Source organism: Streptomyces harbinensis (genome assembly GCF_900116145.1).
Taxonomy (GTDB): Bacteria; Actinomycetota; Actinomycetes; order Streptomycetales; family Streptomycetaceae; genus Streptomyces; species Streptomyces carpaticus.
Genome location: NZ_FPAB01000002.1, coordinates 453,349 through 471,455, shown reverse-complemented (window position 1 = coordinate 471,455; position 18,107 = coordinate 453,349). Strand labels below are relative to the sequence as shown.

Below are 18,107 nucleotides of genomic sequence, written 5' to 3'. Positions count from 1 at the left end.
CTCAGGCGCCCGTCCCTTCGGCGCCGGCTTCCCGGGCGCTGATCAGGTGCCGGGCGTGGTCCTGGAGCGAGCGGACACCGACGTCGCCGTGGCGCAGGGCGTCGATGCCCTGGACGGCTGCGGCCAGTGCCTGCACGGTGGTCAGGCAGGGCACGGCGCGGGCGACGGCCGCGGTGCGGATGTCGTAGCCGTCGAGCCGGCCGCCGGTGCCGTAGGGGGTGTTGACGATCAGGTCGACATCCCCGTCGTGGATGAGCTGGACGATGGTCTTCTCGCCGTTCGGGCCCTCTCCCTCGCTCTGCTTGCGCACCACGGTGGCGTCGATGCCGTTGCGGCGCAGCACCTCGGCGGTGCCGGAGGTGGCGAGCAGTTCGAAGCCGTGCTCGACCAGCGCGCGGGCCGGGAAGATCATGGCGCGCTTGTCGCGGTTGGCGATGGAGATGAAGGCCCGTCCCTTGGTGGGCAGCGCCCCGTAGGCGCCGGCCTGGGACTTGGCGTACGCGGTGCCGAAGACCGTGTCGATGCCCATGACCTCGCCGGTGGAGCGCATCTCGGGGCCGAGCACCGTGTCCACGCCCCGGCCCTGGACGTCGCGGAAGCGCGACCAGGGCATGACGGCCTCCTTGACGGAGATGGGGGCGTCCATGGGCAGGGTGCCGCCGTCGCCGTGGGCGGGCAGCAGTCCCTCGGCGCGCAGTTCGGCGACGGTGGCGCCGAGCGAGATGCGGGCGGCGGCCTTGGCCAGCGGGACGGCGGTGGCCTTGGAGGTGAAGGGCACGGTGCGGGAGGCGCGGGGGTTGGCCTCCAGCACGTAGAGGATGTCACCGGAGAGCGCGAACTGGATGTTGATCAGTCCGCGGACGCCGACGCCGGCGGCGATCGCCTCGGTGGAGGCGCGCAGCCGCTTGATGTCGTGGCCGCCGAGGGTGATGGGCGGCAGGGCGCAGGCCGAGTCGCCGGAGTGGATGCCGGCCTCCTCGATGTGCTCCATGACGCCGCCGAGGTACAGCTCGTGGCCGTCGTAGAGGGCGTCCACGTCGATCTCGATGGCGTCGTCGAGGAACCGGTCGATGAGGACGGGGTATTCGGAGATGAGCCCGGCGTGCCGCTGCAGGTAGTCGGCGAGTGAGGGCTCGTCGTACACGATCTGCATGCCCCGGCCGCCCAGCACGTAGCTGGGGCGGACCATCACGGGGTAGCCGATGCCGGCGGCGATGGTGCGGGCCTCGTCGAAGGAGTGGGCGGTGCCGTACTTGGGGGCGGGCAGCCCGGCGGCCTCCAGGACGCGGCCGAAGTGGCCGCGCTCCTCGGCGAGGTTGATGGCCTCGGGCGAGGTGCCGACGATCGGTACGCCGTTGTCCTTCAGGGCCTGGGCGAGGCCGAGCGGGGTCTGGCCGCCGAGCTGGACGATCACGCCGGCCAGCGGCCCTGCCTGCGCTTCGGCGTGCACGATCTCCAGGACGTCCTCCAGGGTGAGCGGCTCGAAGTAGAGCCGGTCGGAGGTGTCGTAGTCGGTGGAGACGGTCTCGGGGTTGCAGTTGACCATGACGGTCTCGTAGCCGGCCTCGCTGAGTGCGAAGGAGGCGTGGACGCAGGAGTAGTCGAACTCGATGCCCTGGCCGATGCGGTTGGGCCCGGAGCCCAGGATGATGACGGCGGGCTTGGTGCGCGGACCGACCTCGCTCTCCTCGTCGTAGGAGGAGTAGAGGTAGGGGGTGCGGGCGGCGAATTCGGCGGCGCAGGTGTCGACGGTCTTGTAGACGGGGCGCACGCCCAGGGAGTGCCGTACCTCGCGCACCACGTCCTCGCGCAGACCGCGGATGCCGGCGATCTGCGCGTCGGAGAAGCCGTGCCGCTTGGCGTGGGCGAGCAGGTCGGCGTCGAGCCGTTCGGCGCCGGCGAGTTCGCCGGCGATCTCGGCGACGAGGAAGAGCTGGTCGACGAACCAGGGGTCGATCCGGGTGGCGTCGAAGACCTCTTCGCGGGTGGCGCCGGCCCGGATGGCGGCCATGACGGTGTTCAGCCGGCCGTCGGTGGGCCGGCCGGCGCGGGCCAGCAGGTCGGCCTTGTCGCCGGGGTCACCGGTGAAGTCGAAGGAGGCGTCCTTCTTCTCGACGGAGCGCAGCGCCTTGTTGAGCGCCTCGGTGAAGTTGCGGCCGATGGCCATGGCCTCGCCCACCGACTTCATGGTGGTGGTGAGGGAGGAGTCGGCGGCGGGGAACTTCTCGAAGGCGAACCGGGGCACCTTGACCACGACGTAGTCGAGGGTGGGCTCGAAGGAGGCCGGGGTCCGCTCGGTGATGTCGTTGGGGATCTCGTCCAGGGTGTAGCCGATGGCGAGCCGGGCGGCGATCTTGGCGATCGGGAAGCCGGTGGCCTTGGAGGCGAGGGCGGAGGAGCGGGAGACCCGGGGGTTCATCTCGATGACGACGACGCGGCCGTCCTCGGGGTTGACGGCGAACTGGATGTTGCAGCCGCCGGTGTCCACGCCGACCTCGCGGATGACGGCGATGCCGATGTCCCGCAGGGTCTGGTATTCGCGGTCGGTGAGGGTCATGGCGGGGGCGACGGTGATGGAGTCGCCGGTGTGCACGCCCATCGGGTCGAGGTTCTCGATGGAGCAGACGACGACCACGTTGTCCGCGCGGTCGCGCATCAGCTCCAGCTCGTACTCCTTCCACCCCAGGATGGACTCCTCCAGGAGCACCTCGGTGGTGGGCGAGAGCGCCAGGCCCTGACCGGCGATGCGGCGCAGTTCCTCCTCGTCGTGGGCGAAGCCGGAGCCGGCGCCGCCCATGGTGAAGGAGGGGCGGACGACGACGGGGTAGCCGCCGAGGGCGGGGACGCCGGCGAGGACCTCGGCCATGGAGTGGCAGATGACCGAGCGGGCGGATTCGCCGTGGCCGATCTTCTCGCGCACCGCCTCGACGACGCCCTTGAAGAGCTCGCGGTCCTCGCCCTTGTTGATGGCCTCGACGTTGGCGCCGATCAGCTCCACGCCGTACCGCTCCAGGGTGCCGGCCTGGTGCAGGGAGATGGCGGTGTTGAGTGCGGTCTGGCCGCCGAGGGTGGGCAGCAGCGCGTCGGGGCGCTCCTTGGCGATGATTTTCTCGACGAACTCCGGGGTGATCGGCTCGACGTAGGTGGCGTCGGCGATCTCCGGGTCGGTCATGATGGTGGCCGGGTTGGAGTTGACGAGGATGACGCGCAGTCCCTCGGACTTCAGCACGCGGCACGCCTGGGTGCCCGAGTAGTCGAACTCGGCGGCCTGTCCGATGACGATCGGACCGGATCCGATGACCAGGACGGACTGGATATCGGTGCGCTTAGGCACGCTGGTCCTCCATCAGGGAGACGAAGCGGTCGAACAGGTAGGCGGCGTCGTGCGGGCCGGCCGCCGCTTCGGGGTGGTACTGGACGCTGAAGGCCGGCCGGTCGAGCAGTCGAAGCCCCTCGACGACGTTGTCGTTGAGGCAGACGTGGGAGACCTCGGCGCGGCCGAAGGGGGTGTCGGAGACGGTGTCGAGCGGTGCGTCGACGGCGAATCCGTGGTTGTGGGCGGTGACCTCGACCTTGCCGGTGGCCCGGTCCTTGACCGGCTGGTTGATGCCGCGGTGGCCGTACTTGAGCTTGTAGGTGCCGAAGCCGAGCGCGCGGCCCAGGATCTGGTTGCCGAAGCAGATGCCGAACAGCGGGGTGCCGCGCTCCAGGACGGCGCGCATGAGGCCGACCGCGTGGTCGGCGGTGGCGGGGTCGCCGGGGCCGTTGGAGAAGAAGACCCCGTCGGGGGCGAGGGCGTAGATCTCCTCGGCGGTGGTGGTGGCGGGCAGGACGTGCACCTCGATGCCGCGCTCGGCCATCCGGTAGGGGGTCATGCCCTTGATGCCGAGGTCGACGGCGGCAACGGTGAAGCGGCGGGTGCCCTGGGCGGGCACGGTGTACGGCTCGGTGGTGGCAACCTCGGAGGCCAGGTCGGCGCCGCTCATCGCGGGGGCTGCCTGGACCCGGGCGAGCAGTTCGTCCGCGCCGGCGAGTGCGTCGCCGGAGAAGATGCCCACCCGCATGGCGCCGCGCTCGCGCAGGTGGCGGGTGAGGGCGCGGGTGTCGATGCCGGAGATGCCGACCACGCCCTGGGCGGCCAGTTCGGCGTCGAGAGTGCGGGTGGCCCGCCAGTTGGAGGAGACCCGGGCGGGGTCGCGGACCACGTAGCCGGCGACCCAGATGCGGCCGGATTCGGGGTCCTCGTCGTTCACCCCGGTGTTGCCGACGTGCGGGGCGGTCATGACGACGACCTGGCGGTGGTACGAGGGGTCGGTGAGGGTCTCCTGGTAGCCGGTCATGCCGGTGGAGAAGACGGCCTCGCCGAGGGTCTGGCCCACCGCGCCGTAGCTGCGGCCGCGGAAGGTGCGGCCGTCCTCCAGGACGAGTACGGCGGGGCCGGTGCGGGGGGTGGCGGTGGTCATGCGGCACCTTCTTCGGGGGTGTGCGGGCCGGCGGCGGCCGTGCTGGCCGGCTGGAGCGCCTGGACCCAGGCGGCGTGCTCCTCGGCCCGGTCGGACCGGAAACCGGAGTCCAGCAGGCGGTCGCCGTGCTCCCAGGTGATCACCAGCAGGCCGCCCTCGGTGAGGACCTTGCCGGCGATGCCCTTGTCGAGCCGGGCGCCGCGGACGCGGCCGGCCGGGATGAGGAAATCGGGGGCTCCGGTGCGCTCCACGGTGATGCCCTCGGCGGTGAGGGTGAGCTCGGCGCGGCTGCGCGCGCCGAGGCCGTGGGCGACGATGCGGTCCAGCCACTGCCCGGCGGTGGTGGAGCCGTGGTAGCGGCCGGTCAGCCGCAGCCGGGCGTCGCCGGGTGTCTGCGGCGGGGCGGGCAGCTCGGGCAGGTCGCCCTGGAGGCTGCCGCGCCACTTCCAGCCCTCGCGCATCAGCCAGTAGACGAGGGCGACGAGCAGCAGCAAGCCGACGGTCCAGCCGATGCGCGCGGCCCAGTCGGTGACCTCGGCCGACTTGCGTTCGATGTTCTCGTCGGCGAGAACGATCAGCTGCGCTGTGATGATGTGACTCATGTGAGATTCCCGTCCGTGACCGTTGCCCGGCCCCGCAGGAAGGTGTGCGTCACCCGGCCCGGAAGCTCGCGCCCCTTGTAGGGGGTGTTCCGGCTGCGGGAGACGAAACCGGCGGGGTCCACCAGGGAACGGTATGCCGGGTCGACCAGCGTGAGGTTGGCGGGCTCCCCCACCGCAACCGGACGGCCGTGTCCGGCGAGCCGGCCGATGGCGGCGGGCGCGTACGCCATCCGGTCGGCGACCTTGGCCCAGTCCATCAGCCCGGTGTCCACCATGGTGTGCTGGACGACGGAGAGCGCGGTCTCCAGGCCGATCATCCCCATGGCGGCGGCGCCCCACTCGCAGTCCTTGTCCTCGTGGGGGTGCGGGGCGTGATCGGTGGCCACGATGTCGATGGTGCCGTCCGCGAGCGCCTCGCGCAGCGCCAGCACGTCGGTCTCGGTGCGCAGCGGCGGGTTGACCTTGTAGACCGGGTCGTAGGAGCGCACCAGCTCGTCGGTGAGGAGCAGGTGGTGCGGGGTGACCTCGGCGGTGACCCGCCAGCCCTTGGACTTGGCCCAGCGCACCAGTTCCACCGAGCCGGCGGTGGACAGGTGGCAGATGTGCAGCCGGGAGCCGACGTGGGCGGCGAGCAGGATGTCGCGGGCGATGATCGATTCCTCGGCGACGGCCGGCCAGCCGGTGAGGCCGAGTTCGGCGGAGACGGTGCCCTCGTTCATCTGGGCGCCCTCGGTGAGCCGGGGCTCCTGGGCGTGCTGGGCGACGACGCCGTCGAACGCCTTCACGTACTCCAGGGCGCGGCGCATGATCACGGCGTCGTCCACGCACTTGCCGTCGTCGGAGAAGACGGTGACGCCGGCGGCGCTGTCGTGCATGGCACCCAGCTCGGCGAGCTGCTTGCCGCCCAGGCCCACGGTGACGGCGCCGATGGGCTGCACGTCGCAGTAGCCGGACTCACGGCCCAGGCGCCACACCTGCTCGACGACGCCGGCGGTGTCGGCGACGGGGAAGGTGTTGGCCATGGCGTGCACGGCGGTGTAGCCGCCGGCGGCGGCGGCCCGGGTGCCGGTGAGGACGGTCTCGGAGTCCTCGCGGCCCGGCTCGCGCAGATGGGTGTGCAGATCGACCAGGCCGGGCAGCAGGATCCGGCCGTCCGCCTCGATGACGGTGGCACCCGCGGCCGGGAGGCCGGAGCCGATCTCGGCGATGGTGCCGTTCTCGACGAGGACGTCCTGCGGCCGTCCGCCGAGGATCTTGGCGCCCTTGATCAGGGTGCGCCGGGGGGTTGCGGTCTCACTCATGGGTTTCCTTGGTGGCGGCGGGCTCGGCTCCGCCGAGCAGCAGGTAGAGGACGGCCATGCGGACGCTGACGCCGTTGGTGACCTGTTCGACGGCGGTGCAGCGGGGGGAGTCGGCGACCTCGGCGGTGATCTCCATGCCGCGGTTCATCGGCCCGGGGTGCATGACGATCGCGTGGCCGGGCATCCTGGCCATCCGGTCGCCGTTCAGGCCGTAGCGGCGGGCGTACTCGCGCTCGGTCGGGAAGTAGGCGGCGTTCATCCGCTCGCGCTGGACGCGGAGCATCATCACGGCGTCGGACTTGGGCAGCACCGCGTCCAGGTCGTAGGAGACGGCGCAGGGCCAGTGCTCCACACCGATCGGGACCAGGGTGGGCGGGGCGACCACGGTCACCTCGGCGCCCAGGGTGTGCAGCAAGTGGACGTTGGAGCGGGCCACCCGGGAGTGCAGGATGTCGCCGACGATGGTGATCCGGCGCCCGGCGAGGTCGGTGCCGGCCGCGCCGGCGGCGGCCAGCCGGCGGCGGATGGTGTAGGCGTCGAGCAGTGCCTGGGTGGGGTGCTCGTGGGTGCCGTCCCCGGCGTTGACCACGCTGCCGCCGATCCAGCCGGAGGTGGCGAGCCGGTGCGGGGCGCCGGAGTCGTGGTGCCGGATGACGACCGCGTCGGCGCCCATCGCCTGGAGGGTGAGGGCGGTGTCCTTGAGCGATTCGCCCTTGGAGACCGAGGAGCCCTTGGCCGAGAAGTTGATCACATCGGCGGAGAGCCGCTTGGCCGCCGCCTCGAACGAGATCCGGGTGCGGGTGGAGTCCTCGAAGAACAGATTGACGACCGTCCGGCCGCGCAGGGTGGGGAGCTTCTTGATCGGCCGGTCCGCGATCCGGCCCATTTCCTCGGCGGTGTCGAGGATCAGGACGGCGTCGTCGTGACTGAGGTCGGTGGCCGAGATGAGATGGCGCTTCATCGTTGCCTTCCCGGTGAGGGGTGAGCTGAGGGCGTGCGGGCAGGCGCGGGCACGGCCGGGGCCGGGGGGTGGTGGCCGGGCCGTACCGGGGCGCGCTACCGCTCGGCGGCGGGGGCGTCCTCGCGTACGCCCAGGAGCACGCCGTCGCGGCCGTCCTCCTCGGTGAGCTGGACCTTGACCGTCTCCCGCAGGGAGGTCGGGATGTTCTTGCCGACGTAGTCGGCGCGGATCGGCAGCTCGCGGTGGCCCCGGTCGACCAGGACGGCGAGCTGGACGGCGCGCGGCCGGCCGATGTCGCCGAGGGCGTCGAGGGCGGCCCGGATGGTGCGGCCGGAGAAGAGCACGTCGTCGACGAGGACGACCAGCGCGCCGTCGATGCCGGAGCCGGGGATCTCGGTACGGGCCAGGGCCCGGGCCGGGCGCAGCCGCAGATCGTCGCGGTACATGGTGATGTCCAGCGATCCGACGGGCACCGGGTGGCCGGTGATCTCGGCCAGCCGGGCGGTGAGCCGGTGGGCGAGGGCGACACCGCGGGTGGGGATTCCCAGCAGCACCACGTCGTCGGCGCCCTTGGCGCGTTCGACGATCTCGTGGGCGATGCGGGTCAGTGCCCGGGCGATGTCCGGCGCTTCCAGCACGGAGCGGGCCGGGGGTGACTCAGGGGTGTCCATACGAAAGGACCTCCTTCCCCGCCTCACGGGACGGGCCTTAAAGGACGTCTGGTGTTCGAATGAACCATAGCAGGGCACTCGATACGCTCCGCATCGCCCCAGGTCAGAGAGGAGGGAGCCGGTCCGGCTTGACGGGAGATATCACGCTGCGTAACCTCACAGTGAGTAACGAAATTGCCGTCCGGGGAGACACATGTCCAGCGAATACGCCAAACAGCTCGGAGCCAAGCTCCGCGCCATCCGCACCCAGCAGGGTCTGTCGCTCCATGGGGTCGAGGAGAAGTCCCAGGGCCGCTGGAAGGCGGTCGTGGTCGGCTCGTACGAGCGCGGTGACCGCGCGGTGACCGTGCAGCGCCTCGCGGAGCTGGCGGACTTCTACGGTGTGCCCGTCCAGGAGCTGCTGCCCGGCACCACGCCCGGCGGCGCCGCCGAGCCCCCGCCGAAGCTGGTGCTCGACCTGGAGCGGCTCGCCACGCTGCCCAGCGAGAAGGCCGGCCCGCTGCAGCGCTACACCGCCACCATCCAGAGCCAGCGCGGTGACTACAACGGCAAGGTGCTCTCGATCCGTCAGGACGATCTGCGCACCCTCGCGGTGATCTACGACCAGTCCCCCTCGGTGCTGACCGAGCAGCTGATCAGCTGGGGTGTGCTGGTCGCGGACGCCCGTCGCGCGGTGCAGGCCGAGGAGAGCTGACCGGGGCGCGCGCAACGCGCGTCACCTCCGCGTCGCGCCGCCCGTGGCGGCGCATGGCACAGGGGCGGGCGGCCGGCCACCAGGCCCGCCGCCCGCCCCTGCCGCGGCGCCTCAACGCCGCAAAGAGGGCTTCAGCTCCTTGAGCCGCCCCAGCAGGCCGTTCACGAAGGCCGGCGAATCATCGGTGGAGTACTGCCGGGCCAGTTGCACGGCCTCGTCCAGCACCACCGGGTCGGGCACGTCGTCCCGCCAGATCAGCTCGAAGGCACTCAGCCGCAGGATGTTGCGGTCCACGGCGGGCATCCGGTCCAGCGGCCAGCCGATCGTGTACTGCGTCAGCAGTTCGTCGATCCGCTCCGCCCGCTCCGCGAACCCCTCCACCAGCTCCCTGGTGTACGGATTGACCTGCGGATTTCCCTGATCGCTCAGGGCCTTGCGCGTCCACTCGGCCAGGACGTCGGTGGGGTCGGCAGCGCGCTGATCCGCCTCGAAGAGGATCTGGAGCGCCCGCTGCCGCGCCTTGCTGCGCGCGGACACGTCAGCTGTTCACCCGGCCGAGGTACTCACCGGAACGGGTGTCGACCTTGATCTTCTCGCCCGTGGTGATGAAGAGCGGGACGCCGATCTCGTAGCCGGTCTCCAGCCTGGCGGGCTTGGTGCCGCCGGTGGAGCGGTCGCCCTGGACACCCGGCTCGGTGTACTCGATGACCAGCTCGACCGAGGCCGGCAGCTCCACGAAGAGCGGGGTGCCCTCGTAGATGGCCACGGTGGCGTCGAAGCCTTCCAGCAGGAAGTTGGCCGCCTCGCCCACGGTCTTGGGGTCGATGGGCAGTTGCTCGTAGGTCTGGGTGTCCATGAAGACGAAGTCGGTGCCGTCCTTGTAGGAGAACTGCATCGCACGGCGGTCGACGGTGGCGGTCTCGACCTTGGTGCCGGCGTTGAAGGTCTTGTCGACCACCTTGCCGGAGAGCACGTTCTTCAGCTTGGTGCGCACAAAGGCACCGCCCTTGCCGGGCTTGACGTGCTGGAACTCCACAACGGACCACAACTGTCCGCCGTCGAGCTTGAGCACCATGCCGTTCTTGAGGTCGTTCGTGGTGGCCACGGGCGCGGAATCTCCTACAGACTGGCTAGAGGGGACCGGAGGAACCCCCCGCGTGTCGGGTGGACCCGGTCACAGTGCCAGGAGTTCCTTGGTCGTGATGGTGAGTAGCTCGGGACCGCCGTCCGCCGGTGAGCGGACGACGAGCGTGTCATCGATCCGGACTCCGCCCCGGCCCGGGAGGTGTACTCCCGGCTCGACGGTGACCGGCACACAAGGGCCCAGTCTACCCATGGCGGCCGGGGACAGCCGGGGGTCCTCCCCGATTTCCAGCCCGACCCCGTGGCCGGTGGCCGGGCCGAGCGCCGAACCGTGGCCCGCCGCCTCCAGCACGGTGCGCGCCGCGCGGTCCACCGCGTGGTACTCGGCGCCCGGCAGCAGCGCCTCCCGGGCCGCCCGCTGGGCGGCGAACACCAGGTCGTACAGCTCGATCTGCCAGTCGGCCGGACTGGATCCGATCACGAAGGTGCGGCCGATCCGGCACCGGTAGCCGCGGAACCTGGCCCCCAGGCAGACCGACAGGAAGTCCCCCTCCTCCACCCTGCGGTCGGTGGGCCGGTGCCCGGCCACCCCCGAGTGCGATCCGGTGGCCACCGAGGTGGCGAACGCCGGGCCGTCCGCCCCGTGGTCCACCAGGCGCCGCTCCAGCTCCAGCGCCAGGTGCCGCTCGGTGCGGCCCACCAGGATCGACTCCAGCAGTTCCCCCAGCGCCCGGTCGGTGATCTCGGCGGCGATCCGCAGCGCGGCGATCTCGTCCTCGTCCTTGACCAGCCGGTGCTCCTCCACGACCCGGCCCAGATCGGTCAGCCGCACCCCGGGGGCGCCGGCGGCCAGTGCCCGGTGCCGGGCGACGGTCAGATGGTGTTCCTCGACGGCCACGGTGTCGGCGCCGGCCTTCATCGCCATCGCCACGGCCGCGGTCGCCGGATCGCTCTCCCCGTGCAGCACCTCGGTGCGCAGCCCCTCCGTGTCGGCGGGGCGCGGTTCGGCGAAGGCGTCGGCCGCCTCCCAGTGGCTGAGCAGCACGTCGTCACCGGAACGGCCCACCAGCAGGACCGCGTCGGCGGGGGCGGCGCCGACCAGGTAACGGACATTGGCGGGGCGGGAGACGACCAGAGCGGTGCTGCCGGCGGCCGAGCAGCGGGCCCGCAGCCTGGAGCGCCGGGCGGCATGTACCTCGGACATGGACCGAGCCTACGCAGCCGGGCGCCACAGGGCGCCTTCAACACGTCCTAACGGGGACGCGGCACCTCACCAGGCGGGCGGGCTGCTCAGCGAGCGGGCCACCGCCTCGTCCAGCATCCGGGCGGTGGTGGCCACGTCGTGCCGGGAATTGTCGATGATCGGCAGCCCGGAGCCGTACCAGCCGGCCATCCGGCCGTGGATGGTGGCGACCTCCTCGTCCGACAGCCGCCGGGTGCCGGTGCGGGCGGCGTTGCGCTCCAGCACCACGTCCAGCCCGGGCAGCAGCACCACCGGGATCAGCCCGGGGCCCACATGCCGTTTCCAGCCGCCCAGGCCGACGGCGGGGCGGTCCGGGAAGACCGCGTCGTCCAGGATGCAGGAGATGCCGTTGGCCAGATAGTTGCGGGCCGCGAAACCGCAGGTGCGGCGGGCCAGCCGGTACTGCGCCTCGGAGCGGTCGTCCCACCCGGCCCGCGGATCGGCGAACCCGGCGCGGACCCACTCGCGGACGTCGTCCAGGCTGATGCTGGCGGTGGGCACCGGGCGGCGCTCGGCCCAGTAGCGGGCGACGGTCGTCTTGCCGGCCCCGGCCGGGCCGATGAGCAGCACGGCGACCCCGGTGTGCGCGACATCGGGGTGGGCGGGGACGGCGGCGGGCGCCGGGGTGGGCACCACGGCGCCGGGCGGCAGCTGGATCTGCCCGCCCGTCCCGCCGTCGAGCGGGGCGGGCGGCGGCGGGGGCATCCCGGGTTGATGCATCCGGCACCACTTTCGATGTCGAGGCACGGCAGTCGGCTCCGCGCGGCTTCGCCGGTCGGTGACACACCGTACCCGGCCGGGGTGACGCGGGGGGAACGTCCCGTGCGGGCCCGAAGTGCCGCCCGGGGGCGGGCCGTCGGGCGATCTGGGAGGATCAGCGGCTTTTATCCCGGTTTCCGGGCGGCGGGTGTGGCGCGAACCACACCCGCCGCCCAGGGCCGTCAGGCGGCGATCTCCGCGTGGGCGGCCAGCAGCATCGCCGGATCGGGGCCTTCCAGGACGGCCGGCTTGGCGAGGCCGTCGAGCACGATGAAGCGCAGCAGATCGCCCCGGGTCTTCTTGTCCACCCGCATGGTCTGCAGCAGCTTGGGCCACTGGTCGCCACGGTAGGTGACGGGCAGTCCGACCGCTTCGAGCACCGCCCGGTGCCGGTCTGCGGTGGCGTCGTCCAGGCGGCCCGCGATGCGGCCCAGTTCGGCGGCGAACACCATGCCGACCGCCACTGCCGCGCCGTGCCGCCAGTTGTAGCGCTCGTTCTTCTCGATGGCGTGCGCCAGGGTGTGGCCGTAGTTGAGGATCTCCCGGCGCCCGGACTCCTTCAGATCGCCGGAGACCACCTCGGCCTTGACCCGGATCGCCCGCTCCACCAGTTCGGCGGTGGCGGGGCCGGCCGGGGTACGGGCGGCCTGCGGGTCGGCCTCGATCAGATCGAGGATCACCGGGTCGGCGATGAAACCGGCCTTGATGATCTCCGCCAGCCCCGAGACGTAGTCGTGGACCGGCAGCGACTCCAGGGCGGCCAGATCGCACAGCACCCCAGCGGGCGGGTGGAAGGCGCCCACCAGGTTCTTGCCCTCGGCGGTGTTGATACCGGTCTTCCCGCCCACGGCGGCGTCCACCATGCCGAGCACGGTGGTGGGCACCGCGACCCAGCGAACCCCGCGCAGCCAACTGGCGGCCACGAAGCCGGCCACATCGGTGGTCGCGCCGCCGCCCACCCCGACGATCACATCGGTGCGGGTGAAACCGGTCTGGCCCAGCGCCTTCCAGCAGTACGCGGCGACCTCGGCGGTCTTCGCCTCCTCACCGTTCGGCAGCTGGATCGCGATGGCCTCGTACCCCTGGTCGGCCAGGTCCTGGCGCAGCACCTCGCCGGTGGAGGCCAGCGCCTCGGGGTGCAGCACGGCCACCCGCTTGGCGGACCGGCCGATGAGCGCGGGCAGTTCGCCCAGCAGTGCCCGGCCCACCAGCACGTCGTACGGGTCGGTGCCCTCGCTGCCGGCCACGGTGATCCGGGTCGGCGTCGGCTCGGGGGTGCTCATGCGGCGGTCAGCTCCATCGCGTCGACGATCGCCTGGGCGACCTCTTCCGGTGTCAGGCCCTCGGTGTCGATCACCGTGCTGGCCACCTCCTCGTACAGCGGACGGCGCGCCTCCATCAGCGTGCGCCACTGCTGCCGCGGGTTGACGGCCAGCAGCGGGCGGGCCGAGTCCAGGCCCACCCGGCGGATCGCGTCCGCCATCGCCACCTGGAGGAACACCACCGGCAGCGGGGCCAGCAGGGCGCGGGTACCGGCGTCCAGGACGGCGCCGCCGCCCAGGGCCACCACGCCGTCGTGCTCGCTGAGCGCGGCCCGCACGGCCTCGGCCTCCAGGGCCCGGAAGTGGGCTTCGCCGCGTTCGACGAAGATGTCGGAGATGGCGCGGCCCGCGGCCCGTTCCACGTCCGTGTCGGTGTCCCGGACGGTCGTCCCGAGCCGTTCGGCGAGCACCGCGCCCACCGTGGTCTTGCCGCTGCCGGGCGGACCGACCAGCACCACGCGGGGGGCCGTCACCGGATCTCCAGGTGGTCGAGGTAGCCGGTGACGTTGCGGCGGGTCTCGGTCACCGAGTCGCCGCCGAACTTCTCGGCGACGGCGTCCGCCAGCACCAGCGCCACCATGGCCTCGGCGACGATCCCGGCGGCCGGGACCGCGCACACGTCCGAGCGCTGGTGGTGCGCGGCGGCCGGCTCCCCGGTGGTCACATCGATGGTGGCCAGGGCGCGCGGCACGGTGGCGATCGGCTTCATGGCCGCCCGCACCCGCAGCAGTTCGCCGGTGCTCAGACCGCCCTCGGTGCCGCCGGAGCGGCCAGAGGAGCGGCGTACGCCCTCGGGAGTCGGCACGATCTCGTCGTGGGCCAGCGAGCCGGGCACCCGCGCCAGCTCGAAGCCGTCGCCGACCTCCACGCCCTTGATCGCCTGAATGCCCATCAGGGCGGCGGCCAGCCGGGCGTCCAGGCGGCGGTCCCAGTGCACGTGCGAGCCGAGGCCGACCGGCACACCGTGGGCGACCACCTCGACGACACCGCCCAGGGTGTCGCCGTCCTTGTGGGCCTTGTCGATCACGGCGACCATCGCCTCGCTCGCGGCCGGGTCGAGGCAGCGCACCGGATCGGCGTCCAGGGCGGCCACATCGCCCGGCTCCGGCACCCGGCCGGCCGGGGCTGCGGCGCCGCCCAGCTCCACGACGTGCGAGACGATCTCGATGCCGGCGGTCTCCTTGAGGTAGGAGCGGGCGACCGTGCCCAGCGCGACCCGGGCCGCGGTCTCCCGGGCGGAGGCGCGCTCCAGCACCGGGCGGGCCTCGTCGAAGCCGTACTTCTGCATCCCGGCCAGGTCGGCGTGGCCGGGGCGCGGCCGGGTGAGGGGGGCGGCGCGGCCCAGCTCGGCCAGCTCCGCCGGGTCCACCGGGTCGGCCGCCATGACCTTCTCCCACTTGGGCCACTCGGTGTTGCCGACCATGATCGCCACCGGGGAGCCGAGCGTCAGACCGTGCCGGACGCCGCCGAGGAAGGTGACCTCGTCCCGCTCGAACTTCATCCGGGCGCCCCGGCCGTACCCGAGCCGCCGCCGCGCCAGCGCGTCCGCCACCATGTCCGTGGTCACCGGGACCCCGGCGGGCAGCCCCTCCAACGTCGCGACCAGGGCGGGGCCATGCGACTCCCCCGCGGTCAGCCAGCGCAACCTGCTCAACGCTGCTCCTTCGATGCTCGACACCTGCACGTCTGCTCCCCCGATCCTTTCACGCCCGGATCGGGGACCGGCGCGGCGTCCGGCTGCCGGACCGGGGCGGGTGGCAGCACCGGCGGCGACGGCGGGGGTCCGCCGGGGCTCAGACGGGGCGGGCGGCCAGCGCCGCCTCGCCCGCGGCGCGCATCTCGGCCAGCGGGGCCGGGGCCCGTCCGGTCATGGCCTCGACCTGGAGGACCGCCTGGTGCACCAGCAGATCGAGCCCGCCCAGCACCCGGCCGCCCCGGGCGGACCAGGCGGCGGCCAGCGGCGTGGGCCAGGGCTCGTACAGCACGTCGAACAGAATGCCGGGCCGCGGCGGCACGGCGGCGGCCAGCGGGTCGGTGCTGCCGACCGGGGTGGTGGCGATCACCAGCGGCGCGCCGAGCGCCCGGGCCGCCTCGTCCCAGGGGGCGGTGGTGACCGGGACGCCCAGACGTTCGCCCCAGCCGCGCATCTCGGCGGCGCGCTCGGGGCCGCGGACGTAGGCGGTGACCTCCCCGTCGCACAGCTGTGCCAGGGCCGCGATCGCCGACGAGGCGGTGGCCCCCGCGCCGAGCACGGCCGCCGCAGGCACCCGGTCCACGCCCCGCTCGCGCAGTGCGGCCACCATGCCGGGTACGTCGGTGTTCTCGCCCCTGCGGTGCCCGTCCGGGCCGAGGACGACGGTGTTGACGGCCTCCACGGCCGCCGCCGTCTCCCCGATCCCGTCCAGCAGCGGGATCACGGCCCGCTTCAGCGGCATCGTCAGCGACAGCCCGGCCCATTCGGGGCCCAGGCCGCCGAGGAAGCCCGGCAGGCCGTCCTCGGTCAGCTCGAAGCGGTCGTAGCTCCACCCGGTCAGTCCGAGCGCCGTGTACGCCGCCCGGTGCAGCGCCGGGGAGAGCGAGTGGGTGATGGGCGAGCCGAGTACGGCGGCCCGCCGGTGCGTGCGCCGGTTCATCAGTTGCCGCTCTCCCGGTTCCTGGCCTGTTCCGCGTTGAAGTCGTCGACGTGTTCGAGGTGCTTCTCGTACTCGACCTCGAACCGGGTGTCGCCGGGCTTCACCGTGACGAAGTACAGCCAGTCGCCCTCGGTCGGCTCGGCCGCCGCCTCGAACGCCTGGTGGCCCGGGTTGTTGATCGGGCCGGGCGGCAGGCCGGGGTACTTGTAGGTGTTGTACGGCGACTCGATCTTGGTGTCCTCGATGGAGACGTCCAGGGAGTGGTTGTCCCGCACGTAGTTGATCGTGGAGTCGAAACCGAGCGCCTGGTTCACCTCCAGCCGGTTGTAGATCACCCGTGAGACCTTGCCGAACTCCTCGGGCAGCTGCGCCTCGGCCTGCACCAGCGAGGCGATGATGATGACCTCGCGCGGGGTGAAGCCGAGCGTTTCGGCCTGTCCCTCCAGGTCGATCTCGGCGAACTCGGCCTCGGCCCGGTCCACCATCTGGCTCAGCAGGTCCTCGGGGGTGGTGTCGTCGCCCACGTCGTAGCGGGCGGGGAACAGGAAGCCCTCGACCTCGCCCTCGGCCCACTCCGGAAGGCCGATGTCACCGTTCTCGGCGGCCTCCTCCGTGGTGCCCTCCGCCAGCTCCAGCTTGAGGTCGATCGCGGTGAAGATCTGGGAGGCCCGCATGCCCTCGGCGATGATGAGGGTGTTGAGCTGCGCCGGGTCGGTGAGCATCGCGACCGCGGCGTCGGCGGACATCTGCTGCCGCAGGGTGTAGACACCGGCCTGGATGGGGGCGACGCCGTCCTTGGTGGCGGCGGCGACGAAGGCGTCGTGGCTCTTGACGACGTCCTCCTTTTTCAGCAGGTTGCCCATCTGGGAGAGGGACGCGCCCGCCGGAATGGTCACCTGGACCTCGCCGGTCCCCTCGCCCACGTAGTCCGGGGCCGGGCCGAAGCGGCTCTGGTAGAAGTCGTAGCCGTAGTACGCGGCACCGCCGAGGCCGCCGGCCAGCACGACGGCGACGACCAGGCAGGCGCAGCCGTTGCGCTGCTTGCCCTTGCTCTTGCCTTTGCTCTTGCCTTTCCCGCCGCGCCGCTCGCGCCCGCGGGGCTCGTCGTCCCAGTCGTCGTCCTCGTCCGCCCGGGAGAAGAAGTCGGCCTCGCCCTGGTCGGGGCCGGGGTCCCAGCCGGTGTCCGGGTCGGGGCCCGGACCGCCGGGGGCGCCGGCCGGCTCCGGTTCGGGGCGCCGCTGCCGGGTCGCGGGCTCGGGCTGGTGCGGCTGCTGCTCGGGGTGGGGCTGCTGGTGCTGCTGTTGCTGGTGCTGCTGCGACGGCTGACCGGGCTGCTGCTGACCCTGGTACGCGTCCGGTGCGGGGTAGCCCTGCTGCTGGGCGGCGTAGGGGTCCTGGTAGCCCTGCTGGTCGTACCCGCCGCCCTGCTGCTGGGCGTAGGGATCGGCGTAGTACTGGCCGCCCTGGGCGTCCCAGCCCTGCTCCTGGCCGGGCTGCTGGTAGTAACCCTGCTGCCCCTGCTGATCCTGCTGGTGAAACTGCTGTTGCTGAGGGTAAGGTTGCTGCTGCTGTGGGTACTGCTGGTACGGGTCCTGCTGCTGCGGGTACGCCTGCTGCTCCGGATACTGCTGCTGGCCGTACGGGTCCCAGGAGCCGTACGGGTCGCCCTGGCCCGGCTGAGCACCCTGTGCGTGCTGCTGCTCGGCCCAGCCCTGGTCTCCGTAGAGCGGGTCTTCGGGCTGCCACCCCTGGGCACCGGGCCCCCGGCCATACTCAGTCATCGATCCCCTTGTGACGCAGGCGGCAGCCATCCACTCTCGTGGGAGAAGAGGCACCCCGTAGACCCGCCGCGGCGGGTCCGGGTGGAACGACATGCCATGTCGCGCGGAACGTTACCGTATCGCGATCAGACAACCACTTCGACGCACTCCCCCGGAGGACGGCCGGTCACCCGTTCCGTCTCCAGCGCACTCTGCAGGATGACCACGGCCGCCGCCTGGTCGATGCGCGCGCGCCCCTTCTTCGCACTCACGCCCGAGGCCCGCATCGACTGGGCGGCCGTGACCGTACTCATCCGCTCGTCCACCAGACGCACCGGCACCGGCGCGATCCGGCGGGCGGTCTCCTGGACGAACGCCCGCACCCGGGCCGCCGCCGGTCCCTCGCTGCCGCTGAGGGACCGGGGCAGGCCGACGACGACCTCCAGCGGCTCGTACTCCGCCACCAGCTGCTCCAGACGCCGCTGGGCCGCCGGCACGTCGCGTCCCGGCACGGTCTCCACCGGAGTGGCCAGCAACCCGTCGGGGTCGCTGCTCGCGACCCCGATCCGGGCCTCACCGACATCGACGGCCAGCCGTCTGCCGCGTCGCATCGTC

The 18,107-nt window shown here is 72.4% G+C and carries 16 protein-coding genes and 1 pseudogene; 1 reads left to right on the top strand and 16 read right to left on the bottom strand.

All coding sequences use genetic code 11. From position 1 onward, the window contains the following. Window position 1: 1 nt before the first annotated feature. The 6 genes from carB to pyrR all read right to left on the bottom strand — a co-directional run bounded on the left by carB (window position 2) and on the right by pyrR (window position 7,998). On the bottom strand, window positions 2-3,334 hold the full coding sequence (gene carB, locus BM385_RS06400; protein ID WP_019434747.1) for a carbamoyl-phosphate synthase large subunit: 3,333 nt from the start codon (window positions 3,332-3,334) through the stop codon (window positions 2-4). Then, window positions 3,327-4,463 carry a glutamine-hydrolyzing carbamoyl-phosphate synthase small subunit gene (gene carA / locus BM385_RS06395; RefSeq protein ID WP_019434748.1) on the bottom strand — a complete coding sequence of 379 codons (1,137 nt, stop codon included), beginning with the start codon at window positions 4,461-4,463 and terminating at the stop codon, window positions 3,327-3,329. The genes carB and carA overlap by 8 nt, the downstream gene beginning before the upstream one ends. After that, complete coding sequence (locus tag BM385_RS06390; protein WP_019434749.1) at window positions 4,460-5,065, bottom strand: PH-like domain-containing protein; 606 nt, start codon at window positions 5,063-5,065, stop codon at window positions 4,460-4,462. The genes carA and BM385_RS06390 overlap by 4 nt, the downstream gene beginning before the upstream one ends. Beyond that, window positions 5,062-6,366, bottom strand: a complete 1,305-nt coding sequence (locus BM385_RS06385) for a dihydroorotase (protein ID WP_093842417.1) — start codon at window positions 6,364-6,366, stop codon at window positions 5,062-5,064. Before BM385_RS06385 ends, BM385_RS06390 begins: the two co-directional genes overlap by 4 nt. Further along, a complete protein-coding gene (locus tag BM385_RS06380; protein ID WP_019434751.1) occupies window positions 6,359-7,327 on the bottom strand; it encodes an aspartate carbamoyltransferase catalytic subunit in 969 nt (322 codons plus the stop codon). Before BM385_RS06380 ends, BM385_RS06385 begins: the two co-directional genes overlap by 8 nt. Before the next feature lie 95 nt (window positions 7,328-7,422). After that, window positions 7,423-7,998 (bottom strand): bifunctional pyr operon transcriptional regulator/uracil phosphoribosyltransferase PyrR, encoded by a 576-nt coding sequence (gene pyrR / locus BM385_RS06375; RefSeq protein ID WP_093842416.1) that lies wholly within the window; start codon window positions 7,996-7,998, stop codon window positions 7,423-7,425. Between the two features lie 193 nt (window positions 7,999-8,191). On the opposite strand from pyrR, the gene bldD reads away from it, so the two are divergent. Next, complete coding sequence (gene bldD / locus BM385_RS06370) at window positions 8,192-8,692, top strand: transcriptional regulator BldD (protein ID WP_093842415.1); 501 nt, start codon at window positions 8,192-8,194, stop codon at window positions 8,690-8,692. A gap of 111 nt (window positions 8,693-8,803) precedes the next feature. On the opposite strand, the gene nusB is transcribed toward bldD, so the two are convergent. The 10 genes and pseudogenes from nusB to ruvX form a co-directional block, all read right to left on the bottom strand. Next, window positions 8,804-9,229: a transcription antitermination factor NusB gene (gene nusB, locus BM385_RS06365; protein ID WP_093842414.1), complete on the bottom strand. Its 426-nt coding sequence runs from the start codon at window positions 9,227-9,229 to the stop codon at window positions 8,804-8,806. A gap of 1 nt (window position 9,230) precedes the next feature. Then, window positions 9,231-9,797, bottom strand: coding sequence for an elongation factor P (efp, locus tag BM385_RS06360; RefSeq protein ID WP_019434755.1), 567 nt, complete (start codon window positions 9,795-9,797; stop codon window positions 9,231-9,233). Between the two features lie 69 nt (window positions 9,798-9,866). Beyond that, window positions 9,867-10,979: an aminopeptidase P family protein gene (locus BM385_RS06355; RefSeq protein ID WP_093842413.1), complete on the bottom strand. Its 1,113-nt coding sequence runs from the start codon at window positions 10,977-10,979 to the stop codon at window positions 9,867-9,869. A 66-nt stretch (window positions 10,980-11,045) separates the two neighbouring features. Then, window positions 11,046-12,003: pseudogene (locus BM385_RS06350) on the bottom strand (AAA family ATPase). Continuing rightward, entirely contained in the window at window positions 11,960-13,060 is a 1,101-nt protein-coding gene (gene aroB, locus BM385_RS06345) for a 3-dehydroquinate synthase (protein WP_093842411.1), read from the bottom strand. The pseudogene BM385_RS06350 and the gene aroB overlap by 44 nt, the downstream one beginning before the upstream one ends. Further along, on the bottom strand, window positions 13,057-13,572 hold the full coding sequence (locus BM385_RS06340) for a shikimate kinase (RefSeq protein WP_093842410.1): 516 nt from the start codon (window positions 13,570-13,572) through the stop codon (window positions 13,057-13,059). The genes aroB and BM385_RS06340 overlap by 4 nt, the downstream gene beginning before the upstream one ends. Beyond that, entirely contained in the window at window positions 13,569-14,753 is a 1,185-nt protein-coding gene (aroC, locus tag BM385_RS06335) for a chorismate synthase (protein WP_026047594.1), read from the bottom strand. Before aroC ends, BM385_RS06340 begins: the two co-directional genes overlap by 4 nt. A gap of 139 nt (window positions 14,754-14,892) precedes the next feature. Then, window positions 14,893-15,732: a shikimate dehydrogenase gene (locus tag BM385_RS06330; protein WP_093842409.1), complete on the bottom strand. Its 840-nt coding sequence runs from the start codon at window positions 15,730-15,732 to the stop codon at window positions 14,893-14,895. After that, the gene (gene mltG, locus BM385_RS06325) at window positions 15,732-17,513 is read right to left on the bottom strand and encodes an endolytic transglycosylase MltG (protein WP_093842408.1); all 1,782 of its coding nucleotides are present in this window, start codon (window positions 17,511-17,513) and stop codon (window positions 15,732-15,734) included. Before mltG ends, BM385_RS06330 begins: the two co-directional genes overlap by 1 nt. 125 nt (window positions 17,514-17,638) lie before the next feature. Further along, window positions 17,639-18,103, bottom strand: a complete 465-nt coding sequence (ruvX, locus tag BM385_RS06320; RefSeq protein ID WP_019434763.1) for a Holliday junction resolvase RuvX — start codon at window positions 18,101-18,103, stop codon at window positions 17,639-17,641. Window positions 18,104-18,107: the final 4 nt, after the last annotated feature.

Coding starts and splice junctions, on each gene's coding strand:
- BM385_RS06380 (WP_019434751.1), bottom strand. CDS start 7,327: ATGAAGCGCCATCTCATCTCGGCCACCGACCTCAGTCACGACGACGCC.
- pyrR (WP_093842416.1), bottom strand. CDS start 7,998: ATGGACACCCCTGAGTCACCCCCGGCCCGCTCCGTGCTGGAAGCGCCG.
- carA (WP_019434748.1), bottom strand. CDS start 4,463: ATGACCACCGCCACCCCCCGCACCGGCCCCGCCGTACTCGTCCTGGAG.
- bldD (WP_093842415.1), top strand. CDS start 8,192: ATGTCCAGCGAATACGCCAAACAGCTCGGAGCCAAGCTCCGCGCCATC.
- mltG (WP_093842408.1), bottom strand. CDS start 17,513: ATGACTGAGTATGGCCGGGGGCCCGGTGCCCAGGGGTGGCAGCCCGAA.
- ruvX (WP_019434763.1), bottom strand. CDS start 18,103: ATGCGACGCGGCAGACGGCTGGCCGTCGATGTCGGTGAGGCCCGGATC.
- BM385_RS06390 (WP_019434749.1), bottom strand. CDS start 5,065: ATGAGTCACATCATCACAGCGCAGCTGATCGTTCTCGCCGACGAGAAC.
- BM385_RS06385 (WP_093842417.1), bottom strand. CDS start 6,366: ATGAGTGAGACCGCAACCCCCCGGCGCACCCTGATCAAGGGCGCCAAG.
- aroB (WP_093842411.1), bottom strand. CDS start 13,060: ATGAGCACCCCCGAGCCGACGCCGACCCGGATCACCGTGGCCGGCAGC.
- BM385_RS06355 (WP_093842413.1), bottom strand. CDS start 10,979: ATGTCCGAGGTACATGCCGCCCGGCGCTCCAGGCTGCGGGCCCGCTGC.
- BM385_RS06330 (WP_093842409.1), bottom strand. CDS start 15,732: ATGAACCGGCGCACGCACCGGCGGGCCGCCGTACTCGGCTCGCCCATC.